Here is a 22160-nt window from a genome sequence, read left to right as displayed (position 1 = left end):
GGAACCGGGGCCGCGCGATCCCGGCGTCCGTCGCGAGGCGTCGGGCGCTTACTTGGTGTAGAAATAGGCGGTCGAAAGCGACGAAACCGGTCCTGTGACGCCGTTGAAGGCGGTGAGGACCTTCTGGACCTCGGTGAAGGGCGCGTTCGACACGTAGATCAGGTCGCGGTTGCGCATGCGGAACGCCTGGGAGACGAACAGGCTGTTGGGGTCGCGCATGTCGATCCGGTAGACCACCGGCACCAGCGGCGTGCCGAGCAGCCTCGAGCTGGGGCTGAGCCGGCGCACGACGCTGGCCGGCTCGAACCGGAAGATGAACGTCCCGGCCGGGTCGGCGGCGAAGTCCGACAGGCCGCGCGCCTTGGCCAGCGCCTGCGCCAGCGTGATGCCGTCGGCCTGGAACGGCAACTCGGTGCTGTTGCCCAGCGCGCCCACCGCGATGAAGGTCTGCGGGTCGCGCACCAGGGTGAGCACGTCGTTGGGCCGCAGGTAGATGTTCTCCCTGGGGTTCGACACCACCGTGGTCAGCGGCACGGTCGCGGTCACCGGACCGCGCGAGAGCCGCACGAAGGTCTCGTTGACCGGCGCGCGGTTGCCGCCGGCGGCGGCGATGACGTCGAGGATGCGGTCGCCGTGGCCCGAGAGCGGCAGGCGGGCGCCGGCGGCGCCCTCGCCGGTGACGGTCACGGCCTGGGAGATCGGGCGGGTGACCGAGACCAGCACCTGCGGCTGGATGGCCTTGCCGGCGAGCTCGTTCTCGATGAGCGACTGGACGTCCTGGGTCCGGCGGCCGGCGACCTTGATGCGGCCGGCGTAGGGCACCGAGATGGCGCCGTCGCGCCCGACGGGCTGCTCGGGGATGAGGGCGGACTTGGAGCCCGCGGAGAAGCGGTCGGCGACGAGCGGCCCGGAGAACAGGCCGCCGGACCCGGCTTCCCAGACGGAGACCGAGACCATGTCGCCGATGCCGATGACCGGCTCGGAGGAGGGGCGGTGATCGCCGAAGGAGGCGAGCAGGCTGTCCAGGGGGCGGCCGCGCAGGGCCTCGACCACCGAGGGGGTGACGTCGATGATCTCGTAGCGGGCAAGGATCCCGCCGTCGGCCGTGGCGACCTCAGCCCCGGCCTGGATCGCGCTCGCCGTCGGACCCGCCGCGGGCAGGTACGTGCAGCCGCCGGCAGATCCAGCCGCCAGGGCGGCCATCAGGGCGGTGCACGCCGTCTTACGCAGCATCACAAAGACTTCTCCTCGCCGAGCCCGCGCCATCGCTGGCCCGGGCCGGGATATCCAGTTTGACCGCCAAACGCTGCGATCGCTTTAACGGCCGCGCCGGAGCGGCGGCCGCCGTACGGACGGTTGCGCTATCCGCGGGCAATGCGTCACCAGCGTGGCACAGCCACGCTTATGCCGCGCAAGCTTAACCGTATCATGTCCCCGCGGCGATGTCCGCAGGCGCGGTCGCGAGACTCCCGCGCAGCGCCCGCCCGAGCTCGTCGGCGGCGATGTCGACGCGGCGCGGGGCCTCCTGCGGGCGGCCGAAGCGGAACAGGGCGTACTCGGTGGTCCGCCCGCCGAAGCCCGGCTTGCAGCTCGGCAGCGACGGTGCGTGGTCGCCGAACACGCAGAGCGTGATGGTCTGGCCGCGCTCGCGGGCGATCGCGTCCAGGCCCGCGACGAGATCCTCGACCATCCGACCGGTATTGGCGACGTGGTGGAGATACTGCGCCTGCGGATCGTCGATGCCCGGCAGCCGTCCGGGCTTCCACGGGCCGTGGTTCTCCATGGTCACGCAGAACAGGAACAGCGGCGCGCGCCGGGCCCGGACTTCCGCGAGGAGCCGCGCGCCGAGGGCGACGTCCCCGACATAGGGGCCGACGCGCGGGGCCTCCGCGAACGCCTCCCCCATCACGAGATCGGCGAAGCCGAAGGCCTCCATCACCCGCGCCCGGCGGAAGAAATCGCGGTGGAACGGGTGCAGGAACAGGGTCCCGTAGCCCCGTCCACCGGCGAGCCGGGCGAGGCTCGTCGGCTCGTCGCCGCTTCGCGACGTGTAGGGGTCGTAGCGGCCGAAGCCGAGGCTCTCGGACGGCCGGCCGGTGAGCACCGCGTGCTCGCTGCGCATCGTGTAGGCGCCGTGCGCCGGAACCCGGAGGCGCCCGTGCTGCGCGGCCCGGGTGCGGAACAGGTCCATCGCCGGCAGCTTCGCGCCGCCGAGCCGCTCCGGATCGACGAAGGACTCGAGCTGGATCACCACGACGACGTCGTCGCCCGGGCCCTCCGGCAGCGCCGGCGCCGCGGGCACCGGCACGCCGCCCGCCATCGCCCGGGCGGTGTAGCCCAGGAGGCTCGCCGGGAGGCCGACCCGGGTCACGTCCGCCTCCAGGTCGGGCTCGGGGAACCAGCGCGCGATGAGTCGAGCGAGCGGCGGGCGCGGGGCCGCCTTGACCAGCAGCCAGAGCGCGAGCGGGAGGCCGAGCATCGACAGCACCCGCGGGAGGGTCGCGGTGGGCAGCACGCTCGGCTCGATCCAGTACCACAGCGCGGTGACCGCCAGGGTGAGCAGGACCGGCACGGAGATGCGCGGGTTCCACAGGGGCGGGATGTAGTAGAGCTGCGGGTGCCGCGGCACCTGGGGCAGCAGGGCGAAATCGCTGAACAGCAGCGGCTCGCCGATCACCGAGCGCTTCGCCCGGCTGACGACGATCAGGATCGCCACGGTGATCGCGCAGGTCAGCCCGGCGAGCCAGGGCCGCCACGAGAACTCGAACCAGAACAGCAGGATCAGCAGGTAGCCGAGCAGCCGCAGGCCGAGATCCCGGGGGGCGAGGCTCGCCCGGGTGATCGAGTCGCCCGCGAACACCTCCAGGACGAGGCACACGGCGAGCGCGAGACCGGTGGCGATGAGGAACGTCGTCAAGACACGGACACTCGGCGTGGGGCGGGCGTGCTCGCCGCCGGGATCCGATCCGGCGGGAAACAGCGCGCGGGAGCAAGGACTTGCGGGCCGTTCCTGATCCAGAGTGATCGGAGTCGGCCCCGGGGCGTGCGGCTGCGGGCTGACTCTAGCAGCGCGCGCTATCGCTTTGGTGTCACATCAGGGTCTCGCGGAACCGGATTCGCGCCGCGCGTCCTGCCTAGCGCGGTCCGCCGCCGGCCTCGCGACCGACGCCGCGCCGGCTGCGCAGGGCCCGCACCACGGGATTGAGGAGGCCGTAGCGGGCGCGCATGACCAGATGGGCCGTCCGGCCGAGGGACAAGGCGTTGCGCGGCGCCGCCGCCCGGGCCGCGCTGAGGCGGTCGAGGAGCTGCTCCGGGGTGCACGGCTTCATCGCCACCGGGTCGAGGTAGCGCGCGTAGAGGATCATGGCGCCGGCCACCAGCTCGTCGAGGTTCAGCCGGCGGCCGCGGTCGGCCCCCGGCGCGAGATCCTCCGACAGGCCCCAGCCGGAGTAGAACGGCCGGCCGTGGGTCGCCACGGTGAGCCCGCGGATCAGGGCCTCGAACCCGGCGAGCGACGTCATGGTCTCGACGTGATGCACCCGGTCGAGGAGGTCGACGATGCTGAGGCCGCCCACGATCCGGTCGGCCAGGGTCAGAACCTCCGCCTCCGGGATGATGCCGGGACGGAACCCGGCCTCCACGTCGGGATGCGGCTTGTAGAGCAGGAACGCGTCCGGGTTGCGCCGCCGCGCCGCTTCCAGCAGCGCCCTGTTCGAGCGGACCAGCGGCGAGCCGTGGCGCACCGAGGCGTCGTCCTCGACCTGACCGGGCACGAGCACGATCCGCCGGCCGGCCGGCCAGTCGAGCGAAGCGGCGTCGAGGCCGACATTGTACTTGCTGAGCCGGCGCGCCACGACCTCCTCGCGCAGGCGCCGCGCCCGGGCAACGAGGTCCGGGGTGAAGTCGGCCTCGGCGAGCAGCCGCTGCAGGCGGCTCTCCCGGCGCGGGTCGTAGTAGATGCCGAGGTCGTCCACCACGATGGAGGCGCCGGGCTGCAGGCTGGCGCCGAGCCCCACGGAGCGCAGGAACCCGTCCTCGACGCGGGCCAGGGGCAGCCCGGCCCGCGCGCAGGCCTCCTCGAGCTGGCCCGGTGCGCGCGTCGCCCAAGCGAGGATGCGGCCGCCGTGGCGCTGCCCTGCGGCGATCGCGGCCTCGGTGGTCATGGTGTGGATCGGCCGGCCGGCGGGCCCGGTGCCCAGGACGTCGAGGGCGGGCCGCTTCCAGCGCGACATCCCGACATAGACCACCCGCCGGTCGTTCTCGGCGAAGCGCGCGGCGAGCCACGCCACCCGCTCGGCGCAGGTCGCGCGGTCGATCGGCGCCCGGCTCCAGGGATCGAGGTAGTGGACGCCGCCCTCCCCGCCCAGGGGCACGCCGTCGAGGGTGATCCGCAGGGACGCGTAGCCGGCCTCCGGCGAGTCGTAGGGGCTCAGCATGGGCCCGGGCGCGACCACGAGCCGGCGCCCCCCCGTCAGCGCCAGCAGGCGCCCGGCGAGGCTGCCCGCGCCCCAGGCCGCGCCCCAGGCCGCGCCGATGGCGCCGGGGCGTGCCGGACCGAAGGCGAGGCCCGTCGCGGCCTCGATCTCCGCCCGCAGGCGGCGGATCGTGCGGCCGGTCGCGTAGAGCGACGGGGTCGGGTCAGCGGGCATGGTCGGTGCGTCCGGCTCCGGTCGGGTTGAGGTGCGGAACCCGCCTGTAGCGCATTTTCGCCGGCATGGGATGGTGTTGCAACGCGGGGACAACCTGAGCGCGCGTCGCCGTCGCCACGTCCTGGAAAGGATTTGGACATATCGTCGCCGCGATTGGCCGCCTAATCCGAAGGCTGAGCCGCAGGCGCAGGACCGTTGCAGACGGGCCACGCCGGCGCGGAAATGCCATGCCGCGGCATGGCTTCGGATTGCGGGCCCGCCGGGCACCGTGCCACCTCAAGAGTCTCTCGCCGGCTCGGTTCATCCGGCACAGGGTCAAGGACAGAAGCGCCGCGGAATGCAACAGCCCGCCCCCGACGCCCTCCGCGACCGCCCCGCGACCTTCCTCTTCCTGCAGGGCATCGCGACGCCGTTCTTCTCGGATCTCGGAAAGGCGCTGCGCGCGCGGGGACACAGCGTCCGGCGCATCAATCTCTGCCCCGGCGACTGGCTGTTCTGGAGCGGCGAGGCCGACAATTACCGCGGCCGCCGCGAGGCCTGGGGCGAGTATCTCGAATCCTATCTCGACCGCGAGAGCGTGACCGACATCGTGCTGTTCGGCGATTGCCGGCCGTTCCACAAGGCGGCCCGCATGATCGCCGAGTATCGCGGCCTGCGGGTGCACGTGTTCGAGGAGGGCTACATCCGCCCGAACTGGATCACCTGCGAGCTGGGCGGCGTGAACGGCTTCTCGTCCCTCCCCCGGACGGCCGCCGAGATCCGGTCCCTGGCGCGGCGCCTGCCGCAGCCCGGCCGGGCGATGCCGTCGACCGGCGACATGGCCCGCCGCAGCGTGTGGGACGTCGGCTACAACCTCGCCAACGTCCTGTTCCCCTACCTCTTCCCGCATTTCCGCAGCCACCGGCCGACCCATATCGCGGCCGAGTACGCCGGCTGGATCAAGAAGTTCACGCGCCGCGCCCATACCCGCCGCGAGGCGGCGCGCTGCGACGAGATCTACCGCGCGGTCGGCTGCGATTACTTCCTGCTGCCGCTGCAGCTCGACAGCGATTACCAGATCCGGGTCCACTCGCCGTTCCTCGGCGTCGAGGGCTTCATGGACCGGGTGATCAAGTCCTTCGCGGACGGCTCGTCGGCGCCGACCCGGCTGCTGGTGAAGCTGCACCCGCTCGACAGCGGACTGATCAACTGGCGCAAGTTCGCCCGCGCCTCGGCCCGGCGCCACGGCGTCAGCGACCGGCTCGACTTCATCGACGGCGGCGACCTCCCGGCCCTGATCAAGGGCGCCCGCGGCGTGGTCATCGTCAACTCGACCGTGGGGATGCTGTCCCTGGAGATGGGCTGCCCGACCCACGCGGTCGGCACCGCGATCTACAACATGGCCGGCCTGACCCATCAGGGCGACCTCGACAGCTTCTGGAAGAATCCGACGCCGCCGGAGATGGACCTGATGGCGGATTTCCGCCGCGTGGTCCTGCACCGGACCCAGGTCAACGGCGGCTTCTTCTCCGAGGAGGCGATCGACCGCGCGGTGGCCGGCTCGGTGCCGCGGATGGAGGCGGCGCTGCCCGACTCGATGCTGGCGGCGGCGCGGGCGGTCAGCGAGGTCGCCGAGCGGGACGGCGAGCTCGCGCCGGTCTACTGACCGGACCCGCCGCGGCCCCGAGTCGGCGCCGTTCGGCGGCCTTTGAAGTGGCTTTCACCGCCGGTGAGCCTTTCCCGACCTTGATCTTTCCCCGCGCGGCGGCGTAACCCGCCCCATGCCCCGCATTCTGATCACCGGCGCGTCGAGCGGCATCGGCGCCGCTCTGGCGCGCCACTACGCGCAAGCCGGCGCGAGCCTCATCCTGGTCGGCCGCAACGCCGAGCGGCTGGAGATCGTCGCCCGCGACTGCCGCGCCGGCGGCGCCGCCGTCGAGACCGCCCGACTCGACACCCGCGACCGGGCCGCCACCGCGGCGCTGGTCCACCGGTCGGACGCCGAGGGCCCCCTCGACCTCGTCATCGCCAACGCGGCGGTGAACGGCGGCAACCAGGAGGGGCAGGTGGAGGCCGAGGACGTGGCCTTCGAGACCGCCGACATCAACTACACCGGCACGCTCAACGTGATCCTGCCGACCCTGACGCTGATGCTCCAGCGCGGGCACGGTCAGATCGTGCTGCTGTCGTCGCTCGCGGCCTACGCGCCGCTCCAGGACGCGCCGGCCTATAGCGGCGCCAAGGCGGCCCTGGTCGCACACGGCCTAGCCCTGCGCCAGAAGGTCGCGCCCCGGGGCGTGAAGGTCAACGTCGTCACCCCGGGCTACGTGAAGACGCCGATGGGCGGCGAGCTCAAGGGCTGGCGGCCGCTGGAAATCAGCGCCGAGGAGGCGGCCGTGCGGATCGCCAAGGGCATCGCGGCCAACCGCGACGTGATCGCCTTCCCGTACATCCTCACGGCGCTCGCCCGCACCGTGCTGCTCCTGCCCGAGAGCGTCCGCAAAGCCGGCCTCTACGCCTTCCGGTTCCAGCGCCGGAAGCGGCGCTGATGGCGCGGCCGAGGATCGCGCTGTTCGTCCTGGAGGCGCTGCCGAACGCCCGCACGGTGCGCCGGCTCGTCGCCGATCTCCGCGGCGACGTCGCGCTGGTGGGGCTCTCGAACGCCGAGCGGCCGTCGAGCGGCGGCCTCACGGGGCAGATCCGGCGCCACCTCGCGCGCTCGGGCGCCGGGATCCTGCCCTACCTCGCGGTCAATTTCGGCCTCCCGGACCTGCTGCGGCCCCTGGCGCCCCTGACCCAGGCGGCGTCCGGAAGCGGCGACGCGCCGGAGGCGACGCCGCTCAGGACCCTGTGCCGCCGCCTCGGCATCCCGACCCTGACGGTCGACGACGTCAACGGCCCGGAGGTCGCGCGGGCACTGCGGGACGCGGCACCGGACCTGATCCTCACCTACCATTTCGACCAGATCCTGAGGCCCGAGATCATCGGCCTGGCGCGGCTCGGCGGCATCAACGGGCATCCCGGCCTGCTGCCGCGCCACCGGGGCCCGGTGCCGACGATCCACGCGCTGGCCGACGGGCCCGGGCAGTTCGGCATGACCCTGCACCGGCTGGCCGCCGCCATCGACACCGGCGCGATCCTCGCTCAGGAAGCGGTGGCGCTGCCCGAGGGCACCACCGCGACCCGGGCCTCGGTGGCGCTCCACGCCCACGGGCGCGCGATGCTCGACCGGCTGCTCGACGAGGTCGCGCGGACCGGCACGCTGCCGGAGGGGCGGACCGCGCCGGTTCTGCCGTACTGCCCGTTCCCCGACCGCGCGCTGCTGGCCGGGCTCCGCCGCCGCGGCCTGCGCCTCACCGACGGCCAGGATCTCAGGGACGCGCTGAGCCTCTCCGCGCGGGCGTCTTAACCCTCGGTTAAGGCTGTTCGGCAAGGACTCGGTCAGATCCTCGCCGTCGACAGGGCCCGCGCATGCCGGACACCAGCGCCCTCAACTCGGCCGCCGGCGCCCTGGCCGCCGGCCGGCAGGTGCAGAGCGGGCGGATCCGCGCGATCTCCGAGAACCTCGCCAACGCCGATTCGGTCCCGACCACCCCGGGCGGTGCCCCCTACGCCCGCAAGATCGCGGTGTTCGCCCCGGTGGCGGCCGACAGCCCCCGCGACCCGGTCGGCCGGATCGCCCGCGACACCACCGGCTTCCGCACCCGCTACGATCCGACCAGTCCCGGGGCCGACTCGACCGGCTACGTCCGTCTGCCGAACGTCAACGTCGCGGTCGAATCGGCCGACCTGCAGCGGGTGGTCCGGAACTACGAATTGAGCCTGAGCGCCTCGGCCTCGATCAAGACGCTCGCGCAGGCCACCATCAACCTGATCAGCTGAGCCGACCGTGCCGCCGGCCGTAGCCGGCGTAGATCGCGAGGCCGATCGCCAGCCAGATCGCGAGGCGGATCCATGTGTCGGCTGGGAGCGAGGCCATCAGCGTGACGCAGGACAGGATCCCGAGCCCCGCCGTGAGCGTCACCGCCGGCACGCGGAACGGGCGCGCCCGGTCCGGATCGGTCCGGCGCAGGATCAGCACCGTCGCGCAGACGAGGCAGAACGCCAGGAGCGTGCCGATGCTGACGATCTCGCCCAGCACGTCGATGGGCACGAGGCCCGCCACGGCCGCCGTGAACAGGCCGATCACCAGCTGGCTCGCCACGGGCACCCGCGTCACCGGATGGACCCGGCAGAAGATCCCCGGGAGGAGCCCGTCGCGGGCGATGGCGAAGAAGATCCGGCTCTGCCCGTAGAGGGCGGTCAGCGCCGAGGTGGTCAGGCCGATCAGGGCGCCGACCTTGATGATCGTCGAGAAGCCCGGCAGGCCCATCACGTCGACCGCCTTGGCCACCGGGTCGGCGACGCCCAGGTCGCGGTAGGGCACGAGGCCGGTGAGGACGGCCGCCATCGCGACGTACAGGATCGTGGTGATCAGCAGAGACCCGATCAGGCCCACCGGCGCGTCGCGCTGCGGTGCCCGACACTCGCCCGCGGCCGTCGCCACGGTCTCGAAGCCCACGAAGGCGAAGAACACCACCGCGGCGCCGCGGAACACGCCGCTCCAGCCGTAGGCGCCGAAGGTCCCGGCATTCTCCGGCACGAAGGGGTGCCAGAGTTCCGGCCGGAGATGGGCCGCGCCGACGCCCACGAAGGCCAGGATGATCGCGACCTTGCAGGCGACCAGCAGCCCGTTGATCAGGGAGGCCTCCCGGGTGGCCCGCATCAGCAGGGTGCTGAGCAGCAGCACGATCCCGGCCGCCGGCAGGTTGACGAGGCCGCCGTCCCCGGGCGCCCCGGCCAGGGCCGGAGGCAGATGCAGGCCGAACTCCGCCGCGAGGGACTGCGCGTAGCCCGACCAGCCCACCGCCACGGTCGCCGCCGCCACGGCGAATTCCAGGACGAGGTCCCAGCCGATGATCCAGGCGGGGAAACGCCCGAGGCTGGCGCGGGTGTAGGTGTAGGTGGATCCCGCCTCCGGGATCATGGCGGCCAACTCGGCGTAGCACAGGCCGACGAGACCGCAGGCGATGCCGCCGATCACGAAGGAGAGGCTGAGCGCCGGGCCCGCGTACTGCGCCGCCGCTGTTCCGGTGAGCACGAAGATGCCGGCGCCGATCGTGGCGCCGAGGCCGATGGCGACGAGCCCCGGCGCGGTGAGACTCCGGGCGAGGTCGCGCCCCGCCCCCGCCCGTTCACCCGTGGTCACCGCGGACTCCGCCATCGCGTCCGTTTCCCCTCGCCCGGATCGTCACCCGGCATATCCCATGCCCGGAGGACGTCATCCGCGGAATCGTACTGGCCGTCCCCTACTGCCACGCTCCCGGTCCGGCCGCGAGCGGATACAGCTTATCGCCGCAGCGCGCCGGCGGCCCCGTCGGGCGCACCGGGAACGCCCGCGCCGGGCGGAGGCGGTGCGGTGGCCGGGCCGCCGATCATCCGGGTGTCGGTCCGGAACGCCCGAGCGACGAGGCCGCAGAAGCGGATGAAGGCGCTGCCCTGCGGGGTGATGACGTAGCCGTCACCCGCCCGCGCGACGTTGCCGGAGGCCTGCTGCTCGGCCAAGCGCCGCTCCATCTGCCGGAACTCGCCGAGATAGACCCGCTCGAACACGGCCCGCGCCCGCTCCGGGGTGAAGCGCTCCCCGGGTTGGGCGGCCATCTGACCGAGCAGGAACACGCTGATCGACCGGTCGACCGTCACCGGCAGGATCACGAAGGCGCTCAGGTTGAGGGACAGCGACAGGACGCAGGCGCCGAGGGCGTCCCGCCGGCGCAGCCCCCAGGGTCGGCCGAGTCCGGCCAGGGCCGCCGTGACCGCCAGGGTCAGCAGGAAGGCGACCGCGAGCAGGATCAGGCCGCGGTAGAACAGGATCGTCACACCCGACCAGAGATCGGTCTGGAACAGCAGCACGAAGCTCGCGAGGCCGAAGACGATCGCGCCGGCCTGCAGCAGCGCCTGGGCGCAGAGCCAGCGCAGGGCCTGCCCGGCGCGCCGGCGGGCGGGTGTCGTGGGACCGGCCTCAGTCATGGAGATCCTCGACCCGCAGGATCCGGACGAGCGGATCGGCGTAGACCGCGGGGCTGCGCCAGACCCAGGAATCCGGGCTGCTCCAGGGGGCGTCCTGCGCGGTCACGACCAGGGCGCCGATCCCGGCCGCCTCGGCCCGCCGCCGCACCGCGGGGCCGTCCAGGCGGTCGCGGAAGATCGGCGCGACGCCGGCCAGCCGCGCGGCCACGGCCTCCGGCGGGGCGCCGAACAGCCGCGCCTCCGCGTCGGCCACCCCCGTCGGCTGCAGACCGTAGAGCCCGAAATCGAACACCCGCCGCGGCAGAGGCGATTGCTGCAGCACCAGGTCCCGGGGCAGGTGCGTGCCGGCCCAGGCGTAGGCCGCGCGCAACGCCCGGTCGATATCGGGACGGCCGGCGAGGCGGGCGAAGGCGGGCCGGTCGGAGGCCGGATAGGCGCGCATCCCGACGAAGCCGTAGAGGGTCGTCGCGTAACCGAGGATCAGCAGCGCGGCGAGGAGCCCGGGAAACCGGAGCCGCCGCGCCTCGCTGAGGCGGGTCAGGGCGACCACGGTCCAGACCAGGGTCGCGACCTGCGCGAGCAGGACCACGCGCGCGCCGAGATCGTTGTTGAGGATCGCCGAGCGCAGGACGCCGCCGAGGAGCAGGCTCGCCGCCGCGCAGAGGGTGAGCAGCCGTCCGGCCTCACGGCCATGGGCCTGGCGGCGGGGCACGAGGCGCCAGAACAGCAGCGCACCGGCGGCGCAGACGCCCAGGGCCGTGTAGTAGTTCAGGGGCAGGAGGATCAGGCGGAGCGCGCTCAGGGCCGGCTCGTCGGCGAGGCCGTCGAGTGGTCCGAATCGCCGGATCGAGAACCGGATCGGCGCGCCGCCGTCGGTCCGGTTGGCCAGGACGCTCAGCAGGTAGGGGGTGGCCAGCGCGGCGCTGAGCAGGCCGGCAACGGACAGCCGGGCCGCGGCGCGCCAGCGGCGCTCCAGGCCGAGCAGCACCAGCCAGGCGCCAGCCGCACACGCCGTGCCGAGGCAGACCCAGACGGACAGACCCGCGCAGGCCGCGAAGGCCAGCGCCGCGACGCCGATCGCCGCCGCCTCCGCGCGCCGGTCCGGCCGCGTCCGGTCCGCGACCTCGGCCAGGGCCACGAGACCGAGCCACCCGGCCAGGGCGCCGGCGACGTGGTGCGGCACCCAGACCAGCGAGGCGGGCCAGTTCAGAACCTGCTCGTTCAGCCATTCCGGGATCGGCAGCCAGCTCCCGGAGGTCGCCCGGTCGGCGAGGACCAGCAGGATGTCGAGGCTTCCGGCCGGCAGCAGCAGCAGCACCGCGCGGCGCACGTGCCGGGGCACGGCGTCCGCGACGAGGCCGGTCGCGGCGAGGAGCCGGTCGAGCAGGCCGAGGAGCGCGAGGCCGGTCCAGAAGGCCAGGCCCGCGAAGGCGGTTCGGCCGTCGACCAGCCGGCCGCCCGCCCAGTCGACCAGGGCGGTGAGCGTGTAGAAGCCGTAGTAGTAGCCCGCCCGCTCGGGCCGGGCGAAGAACGGATCCACCGGCGGCAGCCCGTGCTCCACGATCGCGCGGGTCAGGGCGGCGTGCTTGACGAGATCGATGACCGTCACGGGCCGGTAGAGGGCGGCGCCGGTGTCGACGTCGATCAGCGCGTAGGCCACGACGCCGAGCCAGAGAAGCGCGAGGGCGAGCGCCGCCCGGTCGAGGGACTCGCGCAGGCTCCGCAGGGCCGGCCGCAGCGCGACGAGCCCCGCGGTGCCGGTCGCGAGGGCCGCGACCGGGACGCCGCCCGCCTGGATCAGCAGGCTTTCGAGGGCGGGCAGGAGCCCGATCCCGAGGAGCGCTGCGCACAGGAGACGGTCGCCGGGCGCAAGCGTGCGGAACCCGAGGATGCCGGTCAGCCCGCCCAGGGCGTAGCCCGGGAGGAGAACGAGGGGGATGCCGAGCAGCGTCGCGGCGACGACGCCGCACGCATCCGAGAAGGTGCCGTTCATCGCCGGGCCGCGGTTCGTGAGCGGTTCCGGGTAGCACGGGGGCGTTAACCGTTCTTTTGGCGAGGCCGGCCCGCCGCGACGCGCGGCCGCCGCGGCCCGCCCGGCTCGGGACTGGCATAACCGTCGGTTTCGTGTATGGATCGCGCGGCCTCGACCCGGCTTGCCGGGCGGGGCTTGAGCCGCTTGGCGCTGTGACCGTGCTGGACGACATCCCGGCACCGGCCGAACGCCGAGCCCGCGCGCGCCCGTTGGGGGCGCCGCATCCGACCAGCACAACCCGAAAGGCACGCGATGTCGATCACGGCAGAGCGCAAGACCGCGCTCATCAAGGAACACCGCAAGGACGCCAAGGACACCGGGTCCCCCGAGGTCCAGGTGGCGATCCTCACCGAGCGGATCACCAACCTGACCGGCCACTTCAAGACCCACGGCAAGGACAACCATTCCCGCCGCGGCCTGCTGAAGCTGGTCTCGCAGCGCCGCTCGCTGCTCGACTACGTCAAGCGCAAGGACGAGGCCCGCTACCGCGCCCTCATCGAGCGTCTCGGCATCCGCCGCTAAGGCGCGCTACGCGCGGTTCCGGGCCCGGCCCGGGGCCGCGTTTCACCATCGCGGGCTGCCGGAATGGGTCCGGCCTCCCGACAAACGGGCCGCTTCGAGGCGCCAGCGTCGGGGCAGGATCGCGAGACACTTCGCCGAGGATTTTCCGGCGCAGTGTCTCGCCGTCTTGCCCCCGGGCGGCGCCGGGCTTGGGCCCGCCGCAGGCAAGGAAGAGATCGAGAATGTTCGACGTTCAACGCGAAGAGCTGATGTGGGGCGACCGCAAGCTCGTCCTGGAGACCGGCAAGGTCGCGCGCCAGGCCGACGGTGCCGTCATCGCCACCTACGGTGAGACCTCGGTGCTCGCGACCGTGGTCGCCGCCAAGGAGCCGAAGCCCGGCATCGACTTCATGCCGCTCACCGTGAACTACCAGGAGCGCGCCTACGCCGCCGGCCGCATCCCGGGCGGCTACTTCAAGCGCGAGGGCCGGCCCTCCGAGAAGGAGACCCTGGTCTCCCGCCTGATCGACCGCCCGATCCGCCCGCTCTTCATCGAGGGCTGGCGCAACGACACGCAGGTCGTCGTCACTGTCCTGACCCACGACCTCGAGAACGATCCCGACATCGTCGCGATGGTCGCGGCCTCCGCGGCCCTGACCCTGTCGGGCGTGCCGTTCATGGGCCCGATCGGCGGCGCCCGCGTCGGCTACATCAACGGCGGCTACCGGCTGAACCCGCTGGTCACCGAGACCAAGGAAGAGTCCAGCCTCGACCTCGTCGTCGCCGGCACGCAGGACGCGGTGCTGATGGTCGAGTCGGAGGCCAAGGAGCTCTCCGAGGACGTGATGCTCGGCGCCGTGATGTTCGGCCACAAGCACTTCCAGCCGGTGATCGAGGCGATCATCCGCCTGGCCGAGAAGGCCGCCAAGGAGCCGCGCGACTTCAAGGCCCCCGAGAACGCCGACGTCGAGAAGGCCGTCCTCGAGGTCTGCGAGGCGGAGCTGCGCGCCGCCTACACCAAGACCGTCAAGCAGGAGCGCTACGCCGCCGTCGACGCCGTGAAGGCGAAGGTGATGGCCGCCCTCTGCCCCGAGGGCGCCGAGAAGTACCCGGCCGAGAAGGTCAAGGCGGCCTTCAAGGAGGCCCAGTCGAAGGTGGTCCGCTGGAACATCCTCGACAGCGGCGCCCGCATCGACGGCCGCGACGTGAAGACGGTCCGCTCGATCCTCTCCGAGGTCGGCGTGCTGCCCCGCGCCCACGGCTCGGCCCTGTTCACCCGCGGCGAGACCCAGGCGCTCGTCGTGGCGACGCTGGGCACCGGCGAGGACGAGCAGTTCATCGACGCGCTGGAAGGCACCTACAAGGAGCGCTTCCTGCTCCACTACAACTTCCCTCCCTACAGCGTCGGTGAGACCGGCCGGATGGGCTCGCCGGGCCGTCGCGAGATCGGCCACGGCAAGCTCGCTTGGCGGGCGATCCGTCCGGTCCTGCCGCCGGCCCACGAGTTCCCCTACACGATCCGCGTCGTGTCGGAGATCACCGAGTCCAACGGCTCGTCCTCGATGGCGTCCGTCTGCGGCGGCTCGCTGTCGCTGATGGATGCCGGCGTCCCGCTGCGCCGTCCGGTGGCCGGCATCGCCATGGGCCTCATCCTCGAGGGTGAGCGCTTCGCGGTCCTGTCCGACATCCTGGGCGACGAGGATCACCTCGGCGACATGGACTTCAAGGTGGCCGGCACGGACGAGGGCGTGACCTCGCTCCAGATGGACATCAAGATCGCCGGCATTACCGAGGAGATCATGCGGGTCGCCCTCGACCAGGCGAAGGACGGGCGCGCCCACATCCTCGCCGAGATGGCCAAGGCCCTGACCGCTGCCCGTCCGGAGCTGGGCGAGTACGCGCCGCGCATCGAGACGATGCAGATCCCGACGGACAAGATCCGCGACGTGATCGGCACCGGCGGCAAGGTGATCCGCGAGATCGTCGAGAAGACCGGCGCCAAGATCAACATCGAGGATACCGGCGTCGTGAAGATCGCCTCTGCCGACGGCAAGGCGATCAAGGCAGCCTACAACTGGATCCGCTCGATCGTGGCGGAGCCGGAGGTCGGCGTGATCTACGACGGCACGATCGTGAAGTGCATGGAGTTCGGTGCCTTCGTGAACTTCTTCGGCGCGAAGGACGGCCTGGTCCACATCTCGGAGCTCGCCGCCCAGCGGGTCGCCAAGGTTCAGGACGTCGTCAAGGAAGGCGACAAGGTCAAGGTGAAGTTCCTCGGTCAGGATGACCGCGGCAAGATCCGCCTGTCCATGAAGGTCGTCGACCAGCAGACGGGCGAGGACATCACCGACAAGATCAAGGCGCAGCGCGACGCCGACCGGGCCGAGCGCGGCGAGGAGCCGCGCGAGCCCCGCGAGGGCGGCCGCCATCGCGGCGAGCGCCGCCGCGAGGCCGGCGAGTAAGCACGCGGGACGCTCGCGCCGTCCGCGGTCGGCGCGGGATGTCTCAGCTGGGCGCGGTCCTCCGGGGCCGCGCCCTTTTTGTTGCGTCTCCGGCAGGCGCACCCATCGGTCGTCGACCGGGAACGGGGCGCCGGATGCCGCGTTCCCCCGCGACTTCCCAACCGGAGACCCTCATGGCCAACGACATGATGCACGACATCTTCAGCGGGCAGCCGAACCTGTCGACGACGGAGCGCGCCGTCTCGGTCGCGCTGGGCCTCGGCATCGCGGCGGCCGCAGCGCAGCCCCGTCCCAACAAGCTCCTGAGCCTGCTGGCGCTCGTGGTCGGCGTCGGTCTGGCGGTCCGGGGCGCGACCGGCCACTGCGCCGTGAAGGCCGCGTCCGAGCATCTCTGAGCCCAAGCCGTTCGAGGGCCTCAACGTCACCGTCTTTGCGAGCGCAGCGAAGCAATCCAGGCAGCGCGACGTTCGACATCGTCGCGCTGCCCTGGGTCACGTCGCTGTGCTCGTGATGACGGAGGCGCGCTCGAGTGGGCGCTCCCGACCGGAATGCGGCAGACCGACAATGAGAAAGGGGCGCCCCGCGGGGCGCCCCTCGTCGTATCCGGACCTGCCGGACGGGTCAGTAGGTGGTGGTGCGGCGGCCGGCGATCAGCCCGTAGATGAACAGCACGACCACGGCACCCACGATGGCGCCGATGAAGCCCGCGCCCTGGTTGGGGCCGTACCACCCGATCGCCTGGCCCAGGAAGGTCGCCACGAAGGCGCCGACGATGCCGAGGATCGTGGTCAGGATGAAGCCGGCGGGCTCGTTCGGGCCCGGCATGAGGAACTTGGCGATGACGCCGGCGAGAAACCCGATGATGATGGTCCAGAGAATACCCATGACTGACCCCAAGGCGTGATTGTCGATGGCGGCAGAACGCTTCGAGGCCCGCGACGGTTGCCCGCACCCTGGCCGGCGATGACGATTTTCCTCGGGTTCCCGCGGCGCGTGCGCGCGCGGCCCTTTACGGCTAGGCCGGTGCGGCGGCAGATACGCCGGTTCTCGAGGATGTGGAGACGGGTATGGACATTCAGCGGATCGAGCCGGGCAAGCGGATGTCGCAGGCCGTCACCTTCGGCGACATGGTCTACCTCGCCGGGCAGGTCGCGTCCGACACGGTCGGCACCGGGGTCACGATCCAGACCCAGCAGATCCTGTCGGAGATCGACCGGCTCCTGGCCGCGGCCGGCAGCGACAAGGCGCGGATCCTCTCGGCCACCGTCTACCTCGCCGATATCGCGACCTTCGCCGAGATGAACGCCGCCTGGGACGCCTGGGTCGCCCCGGAGAACCCGCCGGCCCGCGCCACCGTCGAGGCCAAGCTCGCCGCACCCGAGTATCTCGTCGAGATCGTGGTCGTGGCCGCGAGGAGCCGGTGAACGGCCCGCGCCGGAGCGTCCTGGCGGCGGCTGCGGCCGTCCTCGCGGGAGGGCTCCTGGCGGTCCTGCCCCTCGTGCGGCCGGCACCGGCCGCCGAGGAGCGTGTCGTCAACATCTACAACTGGTCGGACTATATCGACCCGCAGGTGCTCGAGGCCTTCACCCGCGAGACCGGGATCAAGGTCGTCTACGACACCTACGACAACAACGAGATCCTGGAGACCAAGCTGCTCGCCGGCCGGTCGGGCTACGACATCGTCGTGCCGTCGGGGCCGTACCTGCAGCGCCTGATCCGGGCCGGCGCGTTCCTGCCCCTCGACAAGTCCAGGCTGAAGAACCTCGGCAACCTCTGGCCCGAGGTGAGCAGCCGGCTGGCAGCCTACGATCCCGGCAACACCTACGCCGTCGACTACATGTGGGGCACGACCGGCATCGGCTACAACGTCGCCGCCGTCCGCGAGCGCCTGGGCGCCAACGCGACGGTGAACTCGTGGTCCGTCGTCCTCAATCCCGCCTCGGCGAACAAGCTGAGGGAGTGCGGGATCATGATGCTCGACAGCCCCGAGGACCTGATCCCCAGCATGCTCCCGGCCTTCGGCGCGAAGGCGGATTCGAAGCGCTGGGACGACCTGACCCTGGTGACCGACGCCCTCTACAAGGTGCGCGGCGCCGTGCGGAAGTTCCACTCGTCGGAGTACATCCAGGCGCTGGCCAACGGCGACATCTGCCTGGCCGTCGGCTACTCGGGCGACATCATGCAGGCCAAGCGCCGCGCCGAGGAGGCCAAGAACGGGATCGACATCGCCTACGTCGTGCCGAAGGAAGGCGCGCTGATGTGGTTCGACACCTTCGCGATCCCGAAGGATGCCGCCCACCCGGCCGAGGCGCTGGCCTTCATCGACTACATGATGCGGCCCGAGGTGGCGGCGGCCAACACCAACTTCGTCTCCTACGCCAGCGGCAACCTCGCGGCTAAGAAGTTCGTGAAGCCCGAGATCCTGAGCAATCCCGGCATCTACCCGGACGAGGCGACGATGCAGCGCCTGTCCATCAACACCGCCTGGGACGACCGCACCCAGCGCTTCGTCACCCGCCTCTGGACCCGGGTCCGCACCGGGCGCTGACGCGGATCCCGGCGCGGCTCCGTCAGCGCCCCGTCTCCGCGGGGACGCCGTGCCGGGCGAGCCACGCGCGGACCGCCGCGCGGGTCTCGCGCGCGGTGTCGTTGAGCAGGCGCTCCGGGGTGGTGAAGAAGTACGGCTGGAAGGTCTTCCGCTGCGCGTTGCGCAAGGTCGGGTCGATTCCGGCCTCGAGCAGCCTCAGCACCCAGGGATTGGCCGCGCCGACCTGCGCGGCCACGTGCAGCAGCGAGTTGCCGGTGGCGTCGATCCGGTTCGGATCCGCGCCGGCCCGCAGCAGCAGCGCGATCTGCGTCTCGCGGCGGTTCTGGACGGCGCGGAACAGCGGCGTCCACTGACCGCGCGGGCTCACGGGGTCGACCGGCGCGCCGTGCCGCAGCAGGATCTCCAGGTAGGCCGGGTCCTCGACCATCGCCGCCATGTGCAGCACGGTCTCCTGATCGAGCCCCGGCACGGACGGGTCCGCGCCCGCGTCGAGCAGGGCCGACACGGCGTGCGGCCGCGCGTTCCAGATCGCCCATTCGAGCAGCGTGAGGTTCCGGTCACCGCGGATCGAGAGATCCAGGCCGGGCGCCAGCGCGGCGATGCGTTCCACGTCACCGCGGGCGACCGCCGCGGCGATCGTGGCGACAGGGGATGTCCGAAAGGCGCCGCTGTAGTCCCCGGTCGGGATCGCCATGATCGCTCGCTCCTCGGCAGCGATCGATTCGGCGCTGCGTGACGCGGGCGATGTGACCGGGAAAGACGGGGGCGCCGCAAGGGGCACCCTGCCAGTGTCGCAAAGGAGATGAACGGCCGGCGCGCGACGCCCTCAAGAAGCGACATCGCCGCGGTGCCGGTCGAGACCGTCCGCGGCGATGCTCAGAGGGTCCGGGCTCGATGCTCTAGTGCTTCAGGTCGTCCGGAACCTTGCCGCCGTTCTCGGCGAGCTTCTGCATGACCTGCTTGTGCAGCCAGATGTTCATGCTCGCCGAATCATCCTTGTCGCCGGTGTAGTGGAGCTCGTCGGCGAGCTGCTTGCGCGAGGCGAGGCCGGAATCGAGGCCCAGCAGCTTCATCAGGTCGACGATCGAGTGGCGCCAGTCGAGCGTCTGGGGATTCTTCTCGGCGAGGCCGGTGAGCACCGCCGCGACGTCCACCGGCTCGCTGCCGCCGGCCGTGCCGGGGGCCGACGGGGTGGAGGGCGTGCTGGTGCCGGCCGGGCCGCCGGAGCCGGCGTTGGGCGCGGGGGCGGCGTCCGCTGTGCCGCCACCGAACGGATGGAGGATCTTGCTGACGATGCTGCCGAGGAGGCTCATGGATCCGCTCCGATAATCGAGGCCCGATCTCCGCGCCGGGCGGCCATTCAACTGGCTGTGAGCCTCGGCGTTCCGCGATTCGCCGGGCACGGGACGGTCGGCGCGGCGCCGCCCGGAGCGATCAGGAGGGTGCCCAGAGGGCGGCGACGAGCGCGGTCCGCTCCTCCGCGAGCGTGCTGTTCGGGACCGGGCGGCCGGCGCGGGCGTACCAGTAGCGCGCATTACCGTCGTCGCCCTCGACTCGGTGGAGATGGGCGTGGACCCAGGCCGCGTCGGGCCCGCCGGCGTCCTGCACGAGGCGGTGGGCCCGCTCCCAGGCGGCGGAGGCGGGGCCGGACGCCTCCCGGGCGAGCCACCAGAGCGCTGCGAGCGGGGCGATCCAGCCGCTCGGCGGCTCGGACGCGGTGAGTGTCGCGGCGAAGGCGGCGGGCAGGCTCTCGGTCACGGCTGTCTCCTTGCCCGGGCGTTTCAGCGGCCGGCGACGCGCTCCGGCTGCCAGCGCCCGCGGCGCTGCCGGGCGGACCACGCGTAGCGGGCGTCGCCGTCGAGGCGATCGAGATGGTCGGAGAGGCGGTTGCGCTCGAGCCAGGACAGGGCCGCCTCCAGCTCCGGGAGGGTCATGGTCGCGCGGCCCTTGCCGAGCACCCGCTTGAGAACGGCGTTGTAGCGGTGGGCGAGGTTGCCACCGCGGGGCACGCGCAGGGAGGTCTCGTCCTCGACCGCCTGGGCGGCCACCGCGGCTGCGAGCCGCTGGCGCAGGGTCCGCTCGGTGACGGAGGGCGGTTCGGGCGCGGGCGCCGCGGGAACCGGTTCGGGGAGGCGCGGGCGCAGCAGGGCGTAGCGCATCCCGATCGCGTTGCTCTCCAGGGGCGTGATCCCGCCCGGCTCGTCGTCGCGCCAGCGGGTCCGCTCGGGTACGACGGCGCTCGCCGGCCGCTCGCGGGGCGGCCGGACGCTGCTGCCCTGCTCGGTCTCGAGTTCCAGGCGGAACCGGGCGAAGAGCGGGTCGTCCGGGTGGAAGATCAGCGCCTGCTGCCCGTCGTAGGGCCCGGCATGGGGGTCGACCCGGGTGGCCCGGGCGAGCATCTGCTCGAGCCAGGGCCGGGAGCGGATATGCGTCAGGGCCGCGACCACCGCGACCTCCGGGGCGTCGAGACCCTCGTACGCCATCGCCACCGTCACCAGCACGGCCGGCTCCGGCGTGAGCCGGAACGCGGCCAGGGCCGCGTGGGCGTCGCCCTGGCCGGAGGTCGCGAGGCGGACATCGCGCGCGCCCTGCCCGGCGGGCATCCAGTCCCGCAGGGTCGCGAGATAGGCCCGCGCGCTCGCCTGATCGGGCGCCACCACGAGGAGCTTGCCGAGCCCCCGGGCCGGCTCGCCGGGCGGGAGATCGCGCTCGGCCCGGCGCCGGGCGCGCAGGCGCTTCGTGGCGAAGAACGCCTCGCTCAGAAGGTCGCGGGCGAAGCCGGTCCGCAGGGCGGTGAACAGGGCCGGCCGGGTGGTGATCCGGACCGAGCCCGCGCCCAGCCGGTGCGGCCCGACGCGCGGGCTGTCGCCCGCGATCCGGCCGCCCTCCAGCCAGCTCGCCTCGCCGTCGATGGCGCCGAACGTCACCGGCAGCACCGCCCGCTCGGCCAGCGCCTGCGCCCGCGAGTACCCGATGACCGCGAGGCCGGGGGCGTCGAGGTCGAGTTCTGGCCCGCGGCCGGGCGCGGCGGCCTGGTAGGGCAGCCCGAGGATCCGCCGCCCGTCCGCCCGCTCCAGCGTCCCGGACAGGTACAGGCGCACGGTCGCCGCCTCCATGACGGGCAGCATCGCGCGGGACCACGCGCCCGCCTCGGCGTCCTCCGCGGTGGTCTCGTCGGCGCCCGGGCGGCCGGGGACCGGCAGGTGATGGACCTCGTCGACCACCAGCAGGGTGCGGTGCGCCCGCGCCTCCGCGAGGTGGAGCGCCGGGGCGGCGGCGACCGCCTGATAGGTGGTGACGTAGCCGGCCAGACCCCGCGCCGGGTCGCGCTCGTTGTCGGCGGCCCGCACGCTGAGGGCGTGCCCGAAGGCCGCGCGCCACAGCGGGTCGGCGAAGGCCTCCTCGGCCTGTAGCCGCAGGGAATCCCGCGGCACCACCCAGACCACGCGCTCGACGAGCCCCGCCGCGATCAGCCGGTGCGCGGCGATGACCGGCAGCAGCGACTTGCCGCCGCCCGGCGTGACCGCGGCCAGGATCTTCCGGACATGGGCCGCCTCCCCGCTCGCCATGGCCGCGACCAGGGCCATCAGCGCGCGCTGGTGCGACCGCAGGGACGGGGCGGGACGGGTCAAGGGCCGGCGAAGCAGGGCGACATCCGCACACCGTGGCCGATCCGGATTCCTTTGTGAATCCCCGGAGTCGCGGAACGTTCGCGTTTTCGTCCCGGCGCCGGAGCCTCGGGCAACGTGGGGCCGGGAGAGGGCCGGCCCGAGACGGGGGACTTCCTCGATCGCGGCGCTTCCGAGCGAAACCGCCCCGCTCTCAACGATTGCCGCACCCGGCGGGCCGGATCGGCGCACCATAAGCGTTGACACCCGGCCCACCCCTCACCATAAGGGCGCCGCGGGCGATGCCCGCCT

20 protein-coding genes are annotated in these 22160 nt (G+C 72.7%); 9 read left to right on the top strand and 11 right to left on the bottom strand.

The genetic code is table 11. The annotated features are described in order from the left end of the window. Positions 1 to 48: 48 nt before the first annotated feature. The 3 genes from LOK46_RS05020 to LOK46_RS05010 all read right to left on the bottom strand — a co-directional run bounded on the left by LOK46_RS05020 (position 49) and on the right by LOK46_RS05010 (position 4649). Positions 49 to 1233 (bottom strand): polysaccharide biosynthesis/export family protein, encoded by a 1185-nt coding sequence (locus LOK46_RS05020; RefSeq protein WP_273562766.1) that lies wholly within the window; start codon positions 1231 to 1233, stop codon positions 49 to 51. Positions 1234 to 1426: 193 nt separating this feature from the next. Further along, positions 1427 to 2917, bottom strand: coding sequence for an LTA synthase family protein (locus tag LOK46_RS05015; protein ID WP_273562765.1), 1491 nt, complete (start codon positions 2915 to 2917; stop codon positions 1427 to 1429). Positions 2918 to 3134: 217 nt separating this feature from the next. Beyond that, positions 3135 to 4649 carry a capsular polysaccharide export protein, LipB/KpsS family gene (locus tag LOK46_RS05010; protein WP_273562764.1) on the bottom strand — a complete coding sequence of 505 codons (1515 nt, stop codon included), beginning with the start codon at positions 4647 to 4649 and terminating at the stop codon, positions 3135 to 3137. A gap of 337 nt (positions 4650 to 4986) precedes the next feature. Between LOK46_RS05010 and LOK46_RS05005 the strand changes: the two genes are divergently transcribed. From LOK46_RS05005 to LOK46_RS04990, 4 genes are all read left to right on the top strand, one after another. After that, positions 4987 to 6294 carry a capsule biosynthesis protein gene (locus LOK46_RS05005; protein ID WP_273562763.1) on the top strand — a complete coding sequence of 436 codons (1308 nt, stop codon included), beginning with the start codon at positions 4987 to 4989 and terminating at the stop codon, positions 6292 to 6294. 115 nt (positions 6295 to 6409) lie between these two features. Next, positions 6410 to 7177, top strand: coding sequence for an SDR family NAD(P)-dependent oxidoreductase (locus tag LOK46_RS05000; RefSeq protein WP_273562762.1), 768 nt, complete (start codon positions 6410 to 6412; stop codon positions 7175 to 7177). After that, a complete protein-coding gene (locus LOK46_RS04995; RefSeq protein WP_273562761.1) occupies positions 7177 to 8037 on the top strand; it encodes a formyltransferase family protein in 861 nt (286 codons plus the stop codon). The genes LOK46_RS05000 and LOK46_RS04995 overlap by 1 nt, the downstream gene beginning before the upstream one ends. A gap of 62 nt (positions 8038 to 8099) precedes the next feature. Beyond that, positions 8100 to 8510 carry a flagellar basal body rod protein FlgC gene (locus LOK46_RS04990; RefSeq protein ID WP_273562760.1) on the top strand — a complete coding sequence of 137 codons (411 nt, stop codon included), beginning with the start codon at positions 8100 to 8102 and terminating at the stop codon, positions 8508 to 8510. Here LOK46_RS04990 and LOK46_RS04985 read toward each other — a convergent pair. From LOK46_RS04985 to LOK46_RS04975, 3 genes are all read right to left on the bottom strand, one after another. Beyond that, positions 8503 to 9891 (bottom strand): amino acid permease, encoded by a 1389-nt coding sequence (locus tag LOK46_RS04985; protein ID WP_273562759.1) that lies wholly within the window; start codon positions 9889 to 9891, stop codon positions 8503 to 8505. The genes LOK46_RS04990 and LOK46_RS04985 overlap by 8 nt on opposite strands. Positions 9892 to 10016: 125 nt before the next feature. After that, complete coding sequence (locus LOK46_RS04980) at positions 10017 to 10697, bottom strand: hypothetical protein (protein ID WP_273562758.1); 681 nt, start codon at positions 10695 to 10697, stop codon at positions 10017 to 10019. Then, positions 10690 to 12690 carry a hypothetical protein gene (locus LOK46_RS04975; RefSeq protein ID WP_273562757.1) on the bottom strand — a complete coding sequence of 667 codons (2001 nt, stop codon included), beginning with the start codon at positions 12688 to 12690 and terminating at the stop codon, positions 10690 to 10692. The genes LOK46_RS04980 and LOK46_RS04975 overlap by 8 nt, the downstream gene beginning before the upstream one ends. Positions 12691 to 12981: 291 nt before the next feature. Here LOK46_RS04975 and rpsO point away from each other — a divergent pair, with 291 nt between their 5' ends. The 3 genes from rpsO (at position 12982) to LOK46_RS04960 (ending at position 16087) form a co-directional block, all read left to right on the top strand. Continuing rightward, complete coding sequence (rpsO, locus tag LOK46_RS04970; RefSeq protein WP_012317943.1) at positions 12982 to 13251, top strand: 30S ribosomal protein S15; 270 nt, start codon at positions 12982 to 12984, stop codon at positions 13249 to 13251. Between the two features lie 221 nt (positions 13252 to 13472). Further along, positions 13473 to 15692, top strand: a complete 2220-nt coding sequence (gene pnp / locus LOK46_RS04965) for a polyribonucleotide nucleotidyltransferase (RefSeq protein WP_273562756.1) — start codon at positions 13473 to 13475, stop codon at positions 15690 to 15692. Between the two features lie 173 nt (positions 15693 to 15865). Then, positions 15866 to 16087 carry a YgaP-like transmembrane domain gene (locus tag LOK46_RS04960; protein ID WP_020093742.1) on the top strand — a complete coding sequence of 74 codons (222 nt, stop codon included), beginning with the start codon at positions 15866 to 15868 and terminating at the stop codon, positions 16085 to 16087. A gap of 226 nt (positions 16088 to 16313) precedes the next feature. Here LOK46_RS04960 and LOK46_RS04955 read toward each other — a convergent pair whose 3' ends face one another. Next, entirely contained in the window at positions 16314 to 16577 is a 264-nt protein-coding gene (locus LOK46_RS04955; protein WP_012317940.1) for a GlsB/YeaQ/YmgE family stress response membrane protein, read from the bottom strand. A gap of 182 nt (positions 16578 to 16759) precedes the next feature. Between LOK46_RS04955 and LOK46_RS04950 the strand changes: the two genes are divergently transcribed. Further along, the gene (locus tag LOK46_RS04950) at positions 16760 to 17116 is read left to right on the top strand and encodes a RidA family protein (RefSeq protein WP_273562755.1); all 357 of its coding nucleotides are present in this window, start codon (positions 16760 to 16762) and stop codon (positions 17114 to 17116) included. After that, positions 17113 to 18240, top strand: a complete 1128-nt coding sequence (locus tag LOK46_RS04945) for a polyamine ABC transporter substrate-binding protein (protein ID WP_273562754.1) — start codon at positions 17113 to 17115, stop codon at positions 18238 to 18240. Before LOK46_RS04950 ends, LOK46_RS04945 begins: the two co-directional genes overlap by 4 nt. A gap of 22 nt (positions 18241 to 18262) precedes the next feature. Here the strand turns inward: LOK46_RS04945 and LOK46_RS04940 are convergent, their stop codons facing one another. The 4 genes from LOK46_RS04940 to LOK46_RS04925 form a co-directional block, all read right to left on the bottom strand. Further along, on the bottom strand, positions 18263 to 18934 hold the full coding sequence (locus LOK46_RS04940) for an ankyrin repeat domain-containing protein (protein ID WP_273562753.1): 672 nt from the start codon (positions 18932 to 18934) through the stop codon (positions 18263 to 18265). 205 nt (positions 18935 to 19139) lie between these two features. Then, positions 19140 to 19553 carry a DUF3597 domain-containing protein gene (locus LOK46_RS04935; RefSeq protein ID WP_273562752.1) on the bottom strand — a complete coding sequence of 138 codons (414 nt, stop codon included), beginning with the start codon at positions 19551 to 19553 and terminating at the stop codon, positions 19140 to 19142. A 121-nt stretch (positions 19554 to 19674) separates the two neighbouring features. Beyond that, a complete protein-coding gene (locus LOK46_RS04930; RefSeq protein WP_273562751.1) occupies positions 19675 to 19998 on the bottom strand; it encodes a hypothetical protein in 324 nt (107 codons plus the stop codon). Positions 19999 to 20021: 23 nt separating this feature from the next. After that, positions 20022 to 21827 carry a DEAD/DEAH box helicase gene (locus tag LOK46_RS04925; RefSeq protein WP_337251973.1) on the bottom strand — a complete coding sequence of 602 codons (1806 nt, stop codon included), beginning with the start codon at positions 21825 to 21827 and terminating at the stop codon, positions 20022 to 20024. Positions 21828 to 22160 lie beyond the last annotated feature (333 nt).

Origin of the sequence: Methylobacterium sp. NMS14P (assembly GCF_028583545.1) — a bacterium.
Classification (GTDB): Bacteria; Pseudomonadota; Alphaproteobacteria; order Rhizobiales; family Beijerinckiaceae; genus Methylobacterium.
Note: the sequence above shows the minus strand (reverse complement) of the source record. Positions and strands in the feature narration are given on the sequence as shown.

Coding starts and splice junctions, on each gene's coding strand:
- LOK46_RS05020 (WP_273562766.1), bottom strand. CDS start 1,233: ATGCTGCGTAAGACGGCGTGCACCGCCCTGATGGCCGCCCTGGCGGCT.
- LOK46_RS05010 (WP_273562764.1), bottom strand. CDS start 4,649: ATGCCCGCTGACCCGACCCCGTCGCTCTACGCGACCGGCCGCACGATC.
- LOK46_RS05005 (WP_273562763.1), top strand. CDS start 4,987: ATGCAACAGCCCGCCCCCGACGCCCTCCGCGACCGCCCCGCGACCTTC.
- LOK46_RS05000 (WP_273562762.1), top strand. CDS start 6,410: ATGCCCCGCATTCTGATCACCGGCGCGTCGAGCGGCATCGGCGCCGCT.
- LOK46_RS04995 (WP_273562761.1), top strand. CDS start 7,177: ATGGCGCGGCCGAGGATCGCGCTGTTCGTCCTGGAGGCGCTGCCGAAC.
- LOK46_RS04990 (WP_273562760.1), top strand. CDS start 8,100: ATGCCGGACACCAGCGCCCTCAACTCGGCCGCCGGCGCCCTGGCCGCC.
- LOK46_RS04985 (WP_273562759.1), bottom strand. CDS start 9,891: ATGGCGGAGTCCGCGGTGACCACGGGTGAACGGGCGGGGGCGGGGCGC.
- LOK46_RS04980 (WP_273562758.1), bottom strand. CDS start 10,697: ATGACTGAGGCCGGTCCCACGACACCCGCCCGCCGGCGCGCCGGGCAG.
- LOK46_RS04975 (WP_273562757.1), bottom strand. CDS start 12,690: ATGAACGGCACCTTCTCGGATGCGTGCGGCGTCGTCGCCGCGACGCTG.
- rpsO (WP_012317943.1), top strand. CDS start 12,982: ATGTCGATCACGGCAGAGCGCAAGACCGCGCTCATCAAGGAACACCGC.
- pnp (WP_273562756.1), top strand. CDS start 13,473: ATGTTCGACGTTCAACGCGAAGAGCTGATGTGGGGCGACCGCAAGCTC.
- LOK46_RS04960 (WP_020093742.1), top strand. CDS start 15,866: ATGGCCAACGACATGATGCACGACATCTTCAGCGGGCAGCCGAACCTG.
- LOK46_RS04955 (WP_012317940.1), bottom strand. CDS start 16,577: ATGGGTATTCTCTGGACCATCATCATCGGGTTTCTCGCCGGCGTCATC.
- LOK46_RS04950 (WP_273562755.1), top strand. CDS start 16,760: ATGGACATTCAGCGGATCGAGCCGGGCAAGCGGATGTCGCAGGCCGTC.
- LOK46_RS04940 (WP_273562753.1), bottom strand. CDS start 18,934: ATGGCGATCCCGACCGGGGACTACAGCGGCGCCTTTCGGACATCCCCT.
- LOK46_RS04935 (WP_273562752.1), bottom strand. CDS start 19,553: ATGAGCCTCCTCGGCAGCATCGTCAGCAAGATCCTCCATCCGTTCGGT.
- LOK46_RS04925 (WP_337251973.1), bottom strand. CDS start 21,827: ATGGCCCTGGTCGCGGCCATGGCGAGCGGGGAGGCGGCCCATGTCCGG.